At 71.0% G+C, this 14,944-nt stretch carries 13 protein-coding genes; 7 read left to right on the plus strand and 6 right to left on the minus strand.

The window, feature by feature from the left end:
• The first annotated feature begins 101 nt into the window (after window positions 1-101).
• The gene (locus tag ACLLJJ_RS09420; RefSeq protein WP_434588893.1) at window positions 102-398 is read left to right on the plus strand and encodes a hypothetical protein; all 297 of its coding nucleotides are present in this window, start codon (window positions 102-104) and stop codon (window positions 396-398) included.
• A gap of 35 nt (window positions 399-433) precedes the next feature.
• Here the strand turns inward: ACLLJJ_RS09420 and ACLLJJ_RS09425 are convergent, their stop codons facing one another.
• The 3 genes from ACLLJJ_RS09425 to ACLLJJ_RS09435 all read right to left on the minus strand — a co-directional run bounded on the left by ACLLJJ_RS09425 (window position 434) and on the right by ACLLJJ_RS09435 (window position 3,712).
• Window positions 434-1,513, minus strand: a complete 1,080-nt coding sequence (locus ACLLJJ_RS09425) for a prenyltransferase/squalene oxidase repeat-containing protein (RefSeq protein ID WP_434588895.1) — start codon at window positions 1,511-1,513, stop codon at window positions 434-436.
• Complete coding sequence (locus tag ACLLJJ_RS09430) at window positions 1,510-2,247, minus strand: methyltransferase domain-containing protein (protein WP_434588897.1); 738 nt, start codon at window positions 2,245-2,247, stop codon at window positions 1,510-1,512. The genes ACLLJJ_RS09425 and ACLLJJ_RS09430 overlap by 4 nt, the downstream gene beginning before the upstream one ends.
• A gap of 115 nt (window positions 2,248-2,362) precedes the next feature.
• On the minus strand, window positions 2,363-3,712 hold the full coding sequence (locus ACLLJJ_RS09435; RefSeq protein ID WP_434588899.1) for a glycosyltransferase family 4 protein: 1,350 nt from the start codon (window positions 3,710-3,712) through the stop codon (window positions 2,363-2,365).
• Between the two features lie 275 nt (window positions 3,713-3,987).
• Here ACLLJJ_RS09435 and ACLLJJ_RS09440 point away from each other — a divergent pair, with 275 nt between their 5' ends.
• Both ACLLJJ_RS09440 and ACLLJJ_RS09445 read left to right on the plus strand, forming a co-directional pair.
• Window positions 3,988-4,611: a TetR family transcriptional regulator gene (locus tag ACLLJJ_RS09440; protein WP_434588901.1), complete on the plus strand. Its 624-nt coding sequence runs from the start codon at window positions 3,988-3,990 to the stop codon at window positions 4,609-4,611.
• Between the two features lie 211 nt (window positions 4,612-4,822).
• Window positions 4,823-5,395, plus strand: a complete 573-nt coding sequence (locus ACLLJJ_RS09445; protein WP_434600357.1) for a response regulator transcription factor — start codon at window positions 4,823-4,825, stop codon at window positions 5,393-5,395.
• Between the two features lie 366 nt (window positions 5,396-5,761).
• Here ACLLJJ_RS09445 and ACLLJJ_RS09450 read toward each other — a convergent pair whose 3' ends face one another.
• From ACLLJJ_RS09450 to ACLLJJ_RS09460, 3 genes are all read right to left on the minus strand, one after another.
• A complete protein-coding gene (locus tag ACLLJJ_RS09450; protein WP_434588903.1) occupies window positions 5,762-5,995 on the minus strand; it encodes a ferredoxin in 234 nt (77 codons plus the stop codon).
• On the minus strand, window positions 5,995-7,455 hold the full coding sequence (locus ACLLJJ_RS09455; protein WP_434588905.1) for an aldehyde dehydrogenase: 1,461 nt from the start codon (window positions 7,453-7,455) through the stop codon (window positions 5,995-5,997). The genes ACLLJJ_RS09450 and ACLLJJ_RS09455 overlap by 1 nt, the downstream gene beginning before the upstream one ends.
• Before the next feature lie 106 nt (window positions 7,456-7,561).
• A complete protein-coding gene (locus ACLLJJ_RS09460; RefSeq protein WP_434588907.1) occupies window positions 7,562-8,059 on the minus strand; it encodes a hypothetical protein in 498 nt (165 codons plus the stop codon).
• Window positions 8,060-8,514: 455 nt separating this feature from the next.
• On the opposite strand from ACLLJJ_RS09460, the gene lanKC reads away from it, so the two are divergent.
• From lanKC to ACLLJJ_RS09480, 4 genes are all read left to right on the plus strand, one after another.
• On the plus strand, window positions 8,515-11,118 hold the full coding sequence (lanKC, locus tag ACLLJJ_RS09465) for a class III lanthionine synthetase LanKC (protein WP_434588909.1): 2,604 nt from the start codon (window positions 8,515-8,517) through the stop codon (window positions 11,116-11,118).
• A gap of 48 nt (window positions 11,119-11,166) precedes the next feature.
• Window positions 11,167-11,301, plus strand: a complete 135-nt coding sequence (locus tag ACLLJJ_RS09470) for a SapB/AmfS family lanthipeptide (RefSeq protein ID WP_283518345.1) — start codon at window positions 11,167-11,169, stop codon at window positions 11,299-11,301.
• A gap of 115 nt (window positions 11,302-11,416) precedes the next feature.
• On the plus strand, window positions 11,417-13,186 hold the full coding sequence (locus tag ACLLJJ_RS09475; RefSeq protein WP_434588912.1) for an ABC transporter ATP-binding protein: 1,770 nt from the start codon (window positions 11,417-11,419) through the stop codon (window positions 13,184-13,186).
• On the plus strand, window positions 13,183-14,916 hold the full coding sequence (locus tag ACLLJJ_RS09480) for an ATP-binding cassette domain-containing protein (RefSeq protein WP_434588914.1): 1,734 nt from the start codon (window positions 13,183-13,185) through the stop codon (window positions 14,914-14,916). Before ACLLJJ_RS09475 ends, ACLLJJ_RS09480 begins: the two co-directional genes overlap by 4 nt.
• Window positions 14,917-14,944 lie beyond the last annotated feature (28 nt).

Below are 14,944 nucleotides of genomic sequence, written 5' to 3' on the forward strand. Positions count from 1 at the left end.
GCGCCGCCCGGGGCACGGGCCCTGGGGGCGTGGCCCACGGGCGCGATGAACGGCGGCTTTATGCAGCGTTTAACCACTCTCCGTGGGGCAACCCGTAGAGCATGTCTTCCAGAACCAGAACGAGAAGCGGCAATCCGGTGGCCACGATCATTCACGTGGTCGCCGACGTCATGGCCTTCATCCTCGGCCTGTGGATCGTGATGTACCTGTTGGACGCGAACCGCGGGAACGACCTCGTCGAGTTCATCCACGACGCGGCCCGCTGGCTGGCCGGCTGGTCGCACGATCTGTTCACGTTCGACGAGGCCTGGGCGCGCGTGGTGTGCGGCTACGGTCTCGCCGCGCTGGTGTACCTGTTCATCGGACACGCCATCGCCGGCCGCCTGCGCCGCGGTTGATGCCGGGTGTCCGCCCCGCGGGGCGGACACACCCGCTAGCCGCAGCAATCGGGGGCGAGCCCGAGGGGCAGCCGCTCACCACTGAAGACGGCGGTGGTCGGCTCGTCCCCGCCCAGCGCGGCCACCGCGAGCAGCAGTGACCCCGCGGTCCAGGTCGTCTGCTCGCGCGGCCACACCGCGTCGTCCTCGAAGACGTATCCCGTCCAGTACATCCCGTTGTCCGCCCGCAGGTGCTGGATGGACTGGAGGATCTCCAGCGCGCGGTCCGACTCTCCCATCACCCACAGGGCGAGGGCCAGTTCGCAGCTCTCACCGCCGGTGACCCAGGGGTTGGGGTCGATGCAGCGCACGCCGAGACCGGGTACCACGAAGCGGACCCACTCCGCCTCGACCCGGGCCTTGGCCTCGGGGCCCGTGACCGCGCTCACCAGGATCGGGTAATACCAGTCCATGGAGTAGCGGCTCTTGTCCAGGAACCGCTCGGGGTGCCGCTGGATGGCGTGCCGCAGCGCGCCCACCGCCAACTCCCAGTCGGGCTGCGGCTCTTCGCGCTGTTCGGCAATGGCCAGTGCGCAGCGCAGCGCCTGATGGATCGAGGAACTGCCGGTCAGCAGCGCGTCGTTGACGATCGCGCCGCCGTCCTCGACGGACTCGCGCTTCCAGCCGATCTGCCCGCCGGGCTGCTGCAGCGTCAGCACGAACTCGGTCGCCGCGTACACGGTCGGCCACATCCGGTCGATGAACGCGTCGTCGCCGGTCGCCAGGTAGTGGTGCCAGACACCCACCGCGACGTACGCGGAGAAGTTGGACTCGCGGCCCCGGTCGGAGGGCCTCAGCCCGTCGTTGTCGTCGTACGCCGCGTACCAGGAGCCGTCCTCGTTCTGGTGCTCGACGAGCCACTGGTAGGCGCGGGCGGCGGCCTCGTGCTCACCGGCCGCGTCGAGCGCCATGGCGGCCTCGGTGTGGTCCCACGGGTCGAGGTGATGGCCCCGGAACCACGGTATGGCGCCGTTCTCACGCTGTACGGCGAGGATGCCGGCGACGGTCTCGGCGGCCTCCTCGGCGGTCAGCACGCCGGGCAGGACAAGGTGCTCGGTGCGGCCCGGTGAGGTCACTTGGCGCCCGCCGCGGCGGGCAGGTGCGGCTTGGTCGCGTACGCCACGAAGCTCTTGCCCACGATGGGGTTCAGGGCCTGCTCGGCCAGCCGGGTCGCGAGCGGCTTCTTCATGATGTCCCAGACCAGCAGCTTGTGGTACGCCCGCACCGGCAGCACCTTGTCGTTGTCCACACCGAAGGCGCACTTGAGCCACCAGTAGGGCGAGTGCAGCGCGTGCGCGTGGTGCGTGCCGTACGGCTTGAGGCCCGCCTCCCGCATCCTGCCGAGCAGTTCGTCGGCCTTGTAGATGCGGATGTGGCCGCCCTCGACCTCGTGGTACGCGTCGCTCAGCGCCCAGCAGACCTTCTCGGGCCCGTACCGCGGCACGGTGACCGCGATCCGGCCGCCCGGCTTCAGCACCCGGACCATCTCCGCCAGCACGCCCTTGTCGTCCGGGATGTGCTCCATGACCTCGGAGATGATCACGACGTCGAAGGAGGCGTCGGGGAAGGGCAGGTTGAGCGCGTCGCCCTCCATCGCGGTGGCGGTCGCACCCGCGGGCGCCTCGCCGGCCTCCTTCATAGCCGCGAACCACTTGGCGACCTCGCGGATCTCCTCACCGTTCTGGTCGAGGGCCACCACCTGGGCGCCGCGCCGGTAGCACTCGAAGGCGTGCCGGCCCGCGCCACAGCCCAGATCGAGCACACGATCGCCCGCGGCGAGCGGGAAGCGGGAGAAATCCACGGTCAGCACGGGGTCTGCCCTTCCGAGTGATTGACGGCGCCGTTCCACCGGGCGCGCGTTGCGGTGGCCGCCGAGCGGCCGGAATACCTGACTGCCGAGCGGCCACCGGCCGCCGGGGTCCGCGTCACCGGACTCCCCCGCGCAGCGCGGCACGGGCCGCGATCCGCGCGCGGTACAGCTCTGCCGTGCCCTGGGCGGCCCTGGCCCAGGTGAAGTTGGCCAGCACCCGCTCCCGGCCCGCCGCACCCAGCCGCAGGCGCAGCCCGGGGTCGCCGAGGAGGCGGCTCAGGGCGGCGGCCAACTCGCCCGCGTCGCCCGGCGGGACGGCCAGACAGGTCTCGCCGTCCGCCCCGGCGACCTCGGGGATCGCACCGCCGGTGGTGGCGACGAGCGGGGTGCCGGTGGCCATGGCCTCGGCGGCGGGCAGCGAGAAGCCCTCGTACAGCGAAGGGACGCAGGCGATCTGGGCACCGCGCACCAGGGTGACGAGTTCCTCGTCGGTGATGCCCTTGACGAACTCGATGGCGCCCTGGAGCCCGTACCGCTCGATGGCCTGCGCGACGGGGCCGTCCTCGGCGCGCCTGCCGACGACCACGAGGTGGGCCTCGGGGTGCTCGGCGCGGAGCTTGGCGAGCGCCTCCACGAGGTGGATGAGGCCCTTGAGCGGTACGTCGGCGCTGGACGTGGTCACGATGCGGCCGGGGACCTCGGCGACCGAGGGGTCGGGCGAGAACAGGTCGGTGTCGGCGCCGATATGCACGACGTGGATGCGGCTGTCCTCCACACCGAGCTGCTCGGCGATCTCCAGCCGGGAGGAGCCGGAGACGGTGAGGACGGACGGCATGCGGCGCGCGACGCGCTTCTGCATGCGGGTGAAGCCGTACCAGCGGCGCACCGAGGCGCGTCCGCGCCAGCCGTCGGCGGCGTCCAGGTCGAGCTGCCGGTCGACGGTGATGGGGTGGTGGATGGTGGTGACCAGCGGGGCACCGAGGTCGCCCAGCAGCCCGTACCCCAGTGTCTGGTTGTCGTGGATCACGTCGAACTCGCCCCGGCGCGCGGCCAGATGGCGCTTGGCACGCAGCGAGAAGGTGAGCGGTTCGGGGAAGCCGCCGGTCCACATCGTCGCGACTTCGAGTGCGTCGATCCAGTCGCGGTACTCGCCGCGCCCCGGCGTGCGGAAGGGGTCGGGCTGGCGGTACAGGTCGAGGCTGGCCAGCTCGGTGAGCGGCACGCCCTCGTCGAGCACCGGGTAGGGCTGGGAGCCGAGGACTTCGACGCTGTGGCCCAGGCGGGCGAGTTCGCGCGAGAGATGGCGTACGTAGACACCCTGGCCGCCGCAGAAGGGGTTGCCCTTGTACGACAGGAGCGCGATGCGCAGCGGGCGGTCGCCGTCGTCGGACAGGGCGGCCCGGCCGGGCGCGGGCGCGTCCGACGAACCCGCATGGGGGCCCGCCTGTATGGCCTCAGCGGTCACTCTCGGCCCCCTTCTTCACTGCTCTTTCGGCGGAGCGTAACCGCTCACGCTAATCTAGAACAAGTTCTTGTCGGCCGGGGGTCCGGGGGGGTTCCTCCAGGGGTGGCCCCCGAGGAGAGTCGGCCGGGCTTGATCGTTCAAGGAACTTTGAATCTACCGGCCGTAAGCGGCGCCGTAAGGTCCGGATCAGGTGATTCGCGCCACGGCACACGCCCTGCCATGCTGTGGCCACCTCTGGAGCGCACAGTACGGATGAATGCCATGGAGCAGGACATATGACTTCGGAAGCCAAGACGGCCGGCCCGGCGTCTGGGCCCCTCACCGAGCGCCAGGAGGCACGCCGCCGGCGCATTCTGCACACCAGCGCGCAGCTCGCGAGCCGGGGCGGCTTCGACGCGGTGCAGATGCGCGAGGTCGCCGAGTCCGCCGGCGTCGCCCTGGGCACTCTCTACCGCTACTTTCCGTCAAAGGTCCACCTACTCGTAGCCACCATGCAGGACCAGCTCCAGCATCTGCACACCACGCTGCGCAAGCACCCGCCGGCCGGGCAGGGCGCGTCGGAGCGGGTTTCCGAGACCCTGATGCGGGCCTTCCGCGCACTCCAGCGCGAGCCCCATCTGGCGGACGCGATGGTGCGGGCCCTGACCTTCGCGGACCGCGGTGTCAGCCCCGAGGTGGACACGGTCTCGCGGCAGACCACGGCGATCATCCTTGAGGCCATGGCCTTGGAGGCAGCGCCCACGCCCGAGCAGCTGTCGGCGGTCCGGGTCATTGAGCACACCTGGCACTCGGCCCTCATCACTTGGCTCTCCGGGCGCGCCTCGATCGCCCAGGTGAAGATCGATATCGAGATGGTCTGCCGACTGATCGACCTCACCGACCCGGATCACCGCCGGTAGCGGAATTCGTCACTCCATCCGCGTCCGTGCGCCGGAAGTGCGCCGGACGCGCCCCTGCTGTGCGCCCCGTTGGCCTGAATCCGTGCCCACTGTTTCCGGCCTTCGCGGGTACTACTGAGCGACGTGACATGTGGAGCACCACAGGCAGGACCTCAGGGGGGAAGTCGTGAGCCGCGTTATCCGGGTTCTTCTCGTGAACGACATTTGTTTGATGCGGTCGGGTCTGGCCGCTCTGCTCGAAAAGGAGCCCGATATCGAAATATCGACCAGCACCTCACTCGGAGCGATACAGGCCGCGCGGTCGTTAGAGCCGCGCGTGTGTGTCGTGGACACCGAAGGGCCGGGAGCACCCGGCCTGGTCGCCGGCACGGAAGTCACGGCCGCCCGCGGCCCCTATCCGGACTGCACCCTGCTTGTCCTGCTCCCGGCCGGAAAGCCGGGACTGCTGCGCCGGGCGTATGAAGCCGACGCCCTGGGGTACGTGAGCAAGGACGCGCCGACCGAGCGGCTGCTCGACGGAATTCGGCGGGTCGCCACGGGGAAACGTTTTGTCGATGATTCCCTCGCCTACGAATTCCTGGACGCGGCCCAAAGCCCGTTGACGCGGCGGGAGTTGACCGTCCTGTCACTCGCCGCCGAGGGGGCCGACATCACCGAGATCGCCGACAACCTGCACCTGTCCAACGGGACGGTGCGCAACTACATGGCGGCGATCACCCGCAAGACCGGGGCCCGCAATCGCGTGGACGCCATTCGCATCTCGCAGGGAGCGGGCTGGCTCTGACCGGCCGCCCGCCAGGTCCCGGTGGAGCGGGTCGTCGGGCCCCCTGCGGCTCCACCCGGACCGCACGGGGACGGCCGAGAAGGCGACCCCGCCGGAGGGTGAACTCCCCGCCGGTGGACGCGATTTCGGGCCTCGCGAGGTGGAGGCCGAAGACCCGCGCGCGGAACACCCCACAGGCTGCGCTGTCGGGGAGGACGGCAAAGCTGTCGCCGGTGAACGCGCGGGCCGCGAAGACGTGGACGTACCGGTGGTGGAGGGCCGTGGGCCGACCGTACGGAGACGCGCCCCGCCCGGTCGGGGGCCAATCGCCGCCGACCGGCCCCCGACCCGCTTCTCCGGCCGTCCCCCGGCCACTCGCCCGGTTGGCTACTCGTCGGGCGGGAAGACCGTCTCCCCGCTGCCGAGCAGGGTGATGGTGATGGCCTCGACCGGACAGCCCTCGGCGGCCGTCAGCACCCCCTCGTTGGCGTCGGAGTCCGGTGCCACCGGATGCGACTGGCGGGCGGTGTCCAGGGTGAAGGCACCCGGAGCGTTGTTCACGCACATCCCGGAGCCGATGCAGACGCTCCGGTCGACCTCGACGTGCCAGCGGTCCCCCATCACGCCTCCCCGTACCCCGCCGGCAGGTGGATCATCTTGTGCTCCAGATACTCGCCGTACCCCTCGGGCCCGAACTCCCGCCCCAGGCCGGAGTTCTTGTAGCCGCCGAAGGGTCCGAGCATGTCGACACTGAAGGTGTTCACGGAGTACGTGCCGGTCCGCACCCGGCGTGCGACGTCGATACCGTGCTCGACATCGGCGGTCCAGACGCTGCCGCTGAGGCCGTAGTCGGAGTCGTTGGCGATGCGCACCGCCTCCTGCTCGTCGTCGTACGGCAGCAGACAGATGACCGGGCCGAAGATCTCCTCGCGGGCGATGCGCATCGAGTTGTCGACGCCGCCGAAGAGCGTCGGCTCGACGTACCACCCCCGGTCCATGCCTGCCGGTCGCCCGCCGCCGGTGAGGATCTTGGCGCCCTCCTCCTGCCCGATCCTGATGTAGTCCAGGGAGCGCTGCTGCTGGCGCTTGGCGACGAGCGGGCCGAGTTCGGTGGCCGGGTCGAGCGGGTCGCCGACCTTGAGCGCGTGCGCGGCGGCGGCGAAGGCGTCGGCGAACTCCTCGTAGCGCGAGCGCGGGGCGAGGATGCGGGTCTGGGCCACGCAGGCCTGGCCGTTGAGCATCCAGGCGAACGGGACGATGCCCGCGACGGTGCTCGCCGCGTCCGCGTCGGGCAGGATCACCGCGGCGGACTTGCCGCCCAGCTCCAGCGTGACGCGGGTGAGGTTGCGGGAGGCGACCTCCATCACGCGCTTGCCCGCCGCCACCGAGCCGGTGAACGACACCTTGTCCACGTCCGGGTGGCCGACCAGATACTCGCTGACCTCCCGGTCCGCCGCGACGATCGACAGTACCCCCGGAGGCAGCCCGGCCTCGGTGGCGATGTCGGCGAGGATGTACGCGTCCAGCGGCGTCTCGGGCGACACCTTGAGGACGGCCGAGCAACCGGCGAGCAGCGCGGGGGCCAGCTTGGCCGCCGCGGTGAACTGCGGCACGTTCCACGGCACGACGGCCGCGACCACACCGATGGGCTCACGCCGCACCAGGATCGGCCCGAGCGCACCGGCCCGCCGCTCCTCGTGCGGGAAGTCGCGCGCCACAGTGATCATGGCGTCCCAGACCATCATCGCGGCCAGCGCCTGCATCATGACGCCGGAGGTGTACGGCGTACCGTTCTCGGAGCTGATGACGCGGGCGATCTCCTCGTGCCGTACGGCGACCGCGTCCTTGATCCGCGACACGACGGCGATCCGCTCATCGAGCGTCATCCGCGGCCAGGGCCCCTCGTCGAAGGCCGTACGGGCGGCGGCCACCGCCCGGTCGACGTCGGCCCGGGACGCGTGCGGGACGCGGCCGATGACCTGCTCGGTGTGCGGCGAGATCACCTCGATGACGTCCGTACCGAGCGGATCGACCAACTCCCCGCCGATATACAGCTTTCCGTGCTCCACAAGCTCGGTCATGACTGACGCCTCTCGCTGCGCGGGTTTTTCTCTGACGCTGCATCAGAACCGATACCAGTTAAGGCCGCAGGAGTCCACGTCGATGCGGCACTGTTGTGGCCGGGCGCTACTCGGGCAGGCTCGGCGAGCGCGGCCCGGCCGCCGCCCGGTAGGTGTTGAGGGTGACGCGGTGCGCGGTTTCCCGGCCCCTGCGGTAGGGCGGACGGAGGTGGTCGGGCAGAACGGTCGGGTGGGAGGAGCTGAACTCCACCACGCCCAGGGCGAAGGCCTGCTTGTCGGTGTCGGGGAGGGCGCCGTCCCAGCCGTCCCAGTCGGCCCAGGGCCACAGGCCGCCGATCAGATACCGGCCGTGCGTGTCGACCGCGACGAGTGTCGTCGCCCGCGCGTTCCACGAGGTCGTCCAGCACAGCCGCATCGAGGTGCCTTCCCAGGACGCGGTGAAGATGCAGTCGTCCTGGTTGATATCCCGCAGCAGCTGATCGGCGGTGTCCCGGTGGAACGCGATGGTGTCGTACGCACCGACATCGCCGGGCACGGCTCCGGGATAGGGGCCGAGCGGGGTGCCTTCGATGGTGAACAGACCGACGAACGCGGGAGCTTCCATCATCACTCCTTGACGAGCGGGTGGCCCTGCCCACATTCACCTGTTCGAGAGACCCCGCGAAGCGCCCTGCTTCCAGGGGCATTCCGGGGAATGCCGGCGAGGTTGTCGATGACCGCAGAAGGCTTTCCCGAAGCAAGGGGCTGAGCGTACCTCCGCCCTGTTTGGACAGAAAGTGGGTCCTGCCGTCGTTCGCCGGAAGATCCGCCGTCATGGATGACGCGCGGACCGGGCGCGGATTCCTCCCGCCGCTCACGCGCTCCGCGGGCCGGCGTCCGCCGGCCTTGCCGCGCGCTGGTGCGCAGGTCATCACCGGTGGGCCCATTCCGCACGCGGGACATATGCGGTTCGAAAATATGTTACTTGTGCGTTCTGCATACCTCTTTCATGACACGCGTTACTGGTTCGGTTCACGGCCGGATGACAGCGTCTGGGTGTCAACCAGCCGAAGGGGTCCAATGAACAAGGGGTATGCCGCATTCTGCGACGCCGGCCGTCATTTCTACGACGCCCCGTACCGTCGGGCGTCGGACCGTGCGAGCAGCGCAGCCCCGTACTCGGTCCTCGCACGGGAACTGCCGCAGGGATGGCAACGCCACACCTCGGGTGACTGGCTGGCATTCCGCCCCCTGGACAATCAACTCCCCAGTCAGGGCTGGAAGATCCATATATCCGCGTGTCTGGACAACGCGGAGAAGGTTCTCAGCACGGTGTGGGACTACTGCGTCCCGCGGTCGGTGGCCTTCAAGTGCATGCCGAGCCGGTATCTGCTCCATTCCCGCAACGCGAAGTACGCGGACCGCGCCGCCAGCGGGAAGTTCATCACGGTCTACCCGACCGACGAAGCGCAGTTCCACACCCTCGCGAAGGAACTCGACGAGCTCCTCACCGGCGAGCCCGGCCCCGTGATCCTCAGCGACCTGCGCTGGGGCACCGGCCCGGTCTACGTGCGCTACGGCAGCTTCACCGAGCGGTACTGCTACGACGACAAGGGTGAGCTGGTCCCCGCGATCGCCGACGCGCAAGGGGAGTTGGTGCCCGACCGCAGGGAGCCGACCTTCCACGTCCCCGCGTGGATCACCCTCCCGGACTTCCTCGAACCGCATGTCGCGGCCCGCTCCGCGAACCCGGTCGCCGAGGTCCCCTACCGCTTCGAGCGGGCGCTGCACTTCTCCAACGGAGGCGGCGTGTACGTCGGCAGGGACCTGCGCACCGACCGGCAGGTGGTCCTGAAGGAGGGCCGCCCCCATGCGGGCCTGGCCGCCGACGGCGCCGACGCGGTCACCCGCCTGGAACGTGAGTGCGACGCGCTGCGGCGGCTCACGGGACTGGGGCACACCCCCGAGGTCCTGGACTGGTTCACCCTCGGCGATCACTCCTTCCTCGTCATGGAGTACATCGAGGGCCGGCCCCTGAACAGCTTCTTCGCCCACCGGCACCCGCTGATCGACGCCGATCCCAGTGCGGAGAAGCTCACCGAGTACACCCAGTGGGCGATACGGATCCACCGGCTCGTCGAAGAGGCCATCGAGGCGATCCATGCCCGGGGTGTGGCCTTCAACGATCTGCACCTGTTCAACATCATGCTGTCGGAGGACGAGACCTCCGTGACGCTGCTGGACTTCGAGGCGGCAGCCGTCGACGACATGACGCGCCGCCAGGTCGTGGCCAATCCGGGGTTCGTCGCACCCGCCGACCGCAGGGGCTTCGACGTCGACCTGTACGCCCTGGCCTGCCTGCGCCTGGCCCTGTTCCTTCCGCTGACCAGCCTCTTCGCGGTGGACCGTGCCAAGGCCGGGCACCTGGCCCGGATCGCCTGCGAACAGTTCCCCGTACCTCCCGCCTTCCTCCAGGAAGCGGTCGATGAGATCCAGCGGGGGCAGCGGACCGAGGCCGTACGACCGGACGCGGGCGCACCCCCCGCATCGGCCGGCTATCTTCCCGTGGCACTGGCCGACTGGCCGGACAGCCGGGACTCGATGGCGCGGGCCATCATCGCCTCCGCCACGCCCGAACGTGAGGACCGCTTCTTCCCCGGCGACATAGCGCAGTTCGCCAACTCCGCCGGGGGCGCCTGCTTCTCCTACGGAGCGGCCGGAGTCCTCTACGCCCTGGCCGAGACCGGCGCCGAGCGATGTCCGGAGGCCGAGGACTGGCTGCTGCGGTCGAGCAAGGCTCCCGCCTCCGGCACGCCCATGGGCTTCTACGACGGCCTGTCCGGCATCGCGTGGGTGCTCGACCGGCTGGGGCACCGCGAAGCGGCGCTCGACCTGGCCGACACACTCACCTCCCAGCCCCGGCACGACATCGCGCCGGACCTGCACAGCGGCCTGGCGGGCCTCGCCCTCGCCCTGGACGCAATGGCCACCTCCACCGGTGAGAGCGCCCTGCACGACACGGCGATGCGATGCGCGCAGCTGATCGCCGACAAAGCCGCCCCGGCCGGCCCCTCCACCGCCCGCGCCGGACTGCTGCACGGGGCCAGCGGAACCGCCCTGCTCTTCATCCGCCTGTACGAACGCACCGGTGAGCAGGCCCTGTTGGACCTCGCGGCCGATGCCCTGCGGCGCGACCTGGACCGCTGCACACGCAGCGTCGGTGGCACCCTCCAGGTCAACGAGGGCTGGCGCACCATGCCCTACCTGGGAGCCGGCAGTGTCGGCATCGGCATGGTCATCGACGACTACCTGGCACATCGGAGCGACGAACGGTTCGAGCAGGCCAGGGAAGAGATCGTGCGGGCCGCGCAGGCCAAGTTCTACGCCCAGCCCGGCCTGTTCCGCGGAGCCGCGGGCATGGTGCTGCATCTGAGCCGCACCAGCACGCCGGGACCCGGTACGCACGCAGCCGATGTGCGCCGCCAGATCGACTCGCTCTCCTGGGGCGCCGTCCCCTACCGGGGCCATCTGGCCTTCGCCGGTGAGCAGATGATGCGTCTTTCCATGGACTTGAGCACCGGCACCGCCGGCTGCTTGCTCGCTCTGGGCAGCGCCCTGCACGAGCCCCCCGTGCACCTGCCCTTCCTCCCGCCGCTACGGCGGCCCCCTGAGCCGACTCCCTGACGGGAGTCGAGAACAAAAAAACCCGTCCCCACGATGAGAGGAACCATCATGACCCTTCTCGACCTTCAGATGCTTGAGACCCCCGCCGCCGAGATCACCGGCGAGATCGGCACGGGCGGCGGCAGCCGCGCGAGCCTGCTGCTGTGTGGCGACAGCAGCCTGAGCGTCACCACCTGTAACTGAATCAGCGCCTGCGGGGCCTGACCGCCCCGTAAGACCGACCGCGGTGGCCCCGGTGGACGCAAACCGGGGCCACCGCGCGTCCCACCCCTGCCACGGAGGCGAGGACCGCACCCGTATGGCCCGCACGCAGTCCCCCGCCGGCGCAGCGTCACCTCCCGCGCGGGCCAGGCCGGTCCTGGTGGACGCGGCCCGCCACAGTCCCGCGCACACCTCGGCCGTCCTGATCCTGAGCGCGATCTCCGCCACCGCGGCGGTCGCGCTTCCCGGCGTGCTCGGCGTCACCCTGGACCGCGCGCTCGGCGCCTCGGACGGCCTGCACCGCGCCGTGACCCTGTGCGCACTCCTGATCGTCGTGGAGGTCGTCTCCGACGCGCTGGTGGCGTTTCTCAGCGGCGTCACCAACGCTCGCAGTACCGCGCGGATCCGGCGGCGCGGCGTCGCGCACCTATTGAACCTCGAACCCCGCCGGGCGGCCGACCACTTCACCGTGGGAGATCTCGTCACCCGGCTGACCAGCAACGCCGCCGAGGCCGGCACGGCGCCGGTGACCGTGGCCGCGGGCGCCGCCTCGCTGCTCACCCCGCTCGGCGGCCTGGTCGCACTGGCGCTCACCGACCTCTGGCTGGCCGCGGCCTTCCTGGCCGGGGCGCCGCTGCTGCTGCTCCTGCTGCGCACCTTCACCCGGAGCGCCTCCGACAGCGTCACGCGGTACCAGCGCGTGCAGGCCGCCCTCGCCTCCCGTCTCGTGGAGGCCCTCGGTGGCGCACGCACCATCGCCGCAGCGGGGACGGCCGAGCGGGAGCGTGCCCGCGTCCTGGCGCCCCTCACGGAGCTGAGCGCACAGGGACGGCGTATGTGGCAGGTGTACGGGAGAGCCGTCGCCGGCAGCGGCATCCTGGTGCCGATGCTGATCGCGCTCGTCGTCGCCGTCGGCGGAATCCGCCTGGTCGCCGGGGACCTGAGCGTCGGCCAACTCCTGTCCGCCACCGCCTACACCAGCCTCGCCGCCGGCCTGGGCGCCGTAACGGGACAGCTCAACGCGCTGTTGCGCAGCCGCTCCGCCGCCCGCCGCACCGCCGAACTCCTCGCGGTCCCCGCCACCCGGCACGGTTCAACCCCGCTGCCCGCGAGCGGACTTGGCCAGGTCGAGCTGCGGTCCGTCACCGTCGTCCGCAACGGCGCCCTCGTGTTGCGCGATGTGGATCTGACCATTCCCGGCGGGGCGGTGCTGGCCGTCGTCGGCCGCTCGGGGTCCGGCAAGTCGACGCTCGCCGCCGTCATCGGCCGTCTGACCGACCCCGACACCGGGGAGGTACGGCTCGATGGCGTGCCCCTGGCCGAAGCCGACCCGGACCAGCTCCGCCGGGAGGTCGGCTACGCCTTCGAGCGCCCGGTCCTCTTCGGCGACACGGTCGGCGCCGCCATCGGCTTCGGCCCGGCCGAGCTCACCGTCCGGCAGATCGAGGACGCGGCCCGCGCCGCCGGGGCCCACGCCTTCGTGGAGCGCCTGCCCGGCCGGTACGCGGCGCCGGTGGCCGGGGTCCCCTTGTCGGGCGGCGAACTACAACGGTTGGGGCTGGCAAGGGCGTTCGCCCACGCGGGGCGCCTGCTGATCCTGGACGACGCCACCTCCAGCCTCGACAGCGTCACCGAGCTGCATGTCGGGCGGGCCCTGGTGAGCGACGTACGGGCCGGCACCCGCGTACTGATAGCCCATCGGGTCTCCACCGCGGCCCGCGCCGACCTGGTCGCGTGGGTCGAGGACGGCCGGATCCGCGCGGTGGGACCGCATCCGACCCTGTGGGAGAACGCCGAGTACCGGGCGATATTCGCCGACCCCGACGGCTCGGCCGACCGGGGCCCGGGGAAGGGGCCGGGTTCATGAAGGACAGCCCGATCCTGCCGCAGGCCAGGCGTTTTTTGGGCCGGCGCAAGCGCGTACTGCTGAAGCTGGGCAGCTGGTCGCTGCTGGAGTCCTTGCAGACCTTCGTCGGCGGCTACAGCGTCGCCAAGTCGCTCGACCAGGGATTCCTCGCGGGCCGCACCGGCCTCGGGCTTCTGTGGCTGTCGCTGGCCGCTGTCGCCGCCCTCGCCGGCGGCCTGGCCACCCGAGGGGTCTTCCGCGGCCTCGCCGACCTGGTCGAACCGCTGCGGGACGGCCTGGTCCGCAGGATCACATCGAAATCCCTGGCCGACGCGGTGAGCGGACGCGCCACCACCGCGGACAGCGCCGTGGTCTCCCGGCTGACGCACCAGACGGAGATCGCCCGCGACAGTTTCGCCGGACTGGTGCTGGTGGCCCGGTCGTTCGTGTTCACCACAGTGGGCGCCCTGGCCGGTCTCGCCTCGCTGGCACCGCAGTTGCTGCTGATCGTCGTGCCGCCCCTGCTGCTCGGCCTGCTCCTGTTCACCGCCACGCTCATCCCGATGGCGGCATGCCAGCGGAACTTCCTGCGCGCCGACGAGGCGCTCGCCACGCAGGCGGGGGCGCTGGCGGAAGGTCTGCGGGACGTGGTGGCCTGCGGCGCACGGGCGCAGGTGGCGGACCACACGTACGAGCTGATCGAGAACGAGGCGCGCACGGCCCGGACCCTCGCCAGGTGGGCCGCCGCCCGCACGCTGGCCCTCGCCGTGTCGGGCCAGCTCCCGGTGGTGCTGCTCCTCGCCGCGACCCCCTGGCTGCTGCGCCAGGGGCTGACCGCCGGCACCCTGGTCGGCGCCCTGACCTATCTCATGCAGTCGCTCCTGCCGGCGCTGCACACCCTGATGCATGCCCTGGGAGCCGCAGGCACCAGGCTGCTGGTCGTCCTGGACCGGCTGACGGCCGGGACGTATCCGGATCCCCTCACAGCGGTGACCACGGCCGAATCCGCAGGCACCCGGTCCGCCGGCGACCCTCGGGCGCCCGCCGTCGAACTGAGCGCGGTGACGTTCGCCTACCGCCCCGATGCCCAACCGGTGCTGGACAGGCTCACGTTGACGGTCGCGGCCGGTGAACATCTCACCGTCGTGGGCCCCAGCGGCATCGGCAAATCCACCCTGACCGCCCTCATCGCCGGTCTGCTCACTCCGGACCGGGGACGGATAAGGGTGCAGGGGCGCCCGGCGGTCGCGGGCGGTCCGTCCGGGGTCCGCGTCCTCATTCCGCAGCAGGCCTACGTCTTCACCGGCACCCTGCGCGAGAACCTGCTCTACCTGTGTCCGGACGGAGCGTCGGCCACGGCCGTGCGTCACTCCGCCGAAGCGGTCGGCCTGGGCCCGCTGGTCCAACGCCTGGGAGGGTACGACTCCCCGCTCGACCCCGCCGCCCTGTCGCACGGCGAGCGTCAACTCGTCGCCCTGGCGAGGGCGCACGTATCGCCCGCGGCTCTGATCCTGCTCGACGAGGCCACCTGCCACCTGGATCCGGCGGCCGAGGAGCAGGCGGAGGCGGCCTTCGCCGAACGGCCCGGCACCTTGATCGTGGTGGCCCACCGCATCAGCTCCGCCGAGCGCGCGGACCGGATCCTGGTGCTGGACGGCGCCCACGCCGCGCACGGATCCCATCACGAGCTGATCGAGCGTTCGCCGCTCTACCGGGACCTGGTCGGCCAGTGGCACGCCGAACACATCTGACTCCGCGCCCCGGCCGGCCACTTGCAGA

This window comes from Streptomyces sp. A5-4, from assembly GCF_051131715.1.
Lineage (GTDB): Bacteria > Actinomycetota > Actinomycetes > Streptomycetales > Streptomycetaceae > Streptomyces.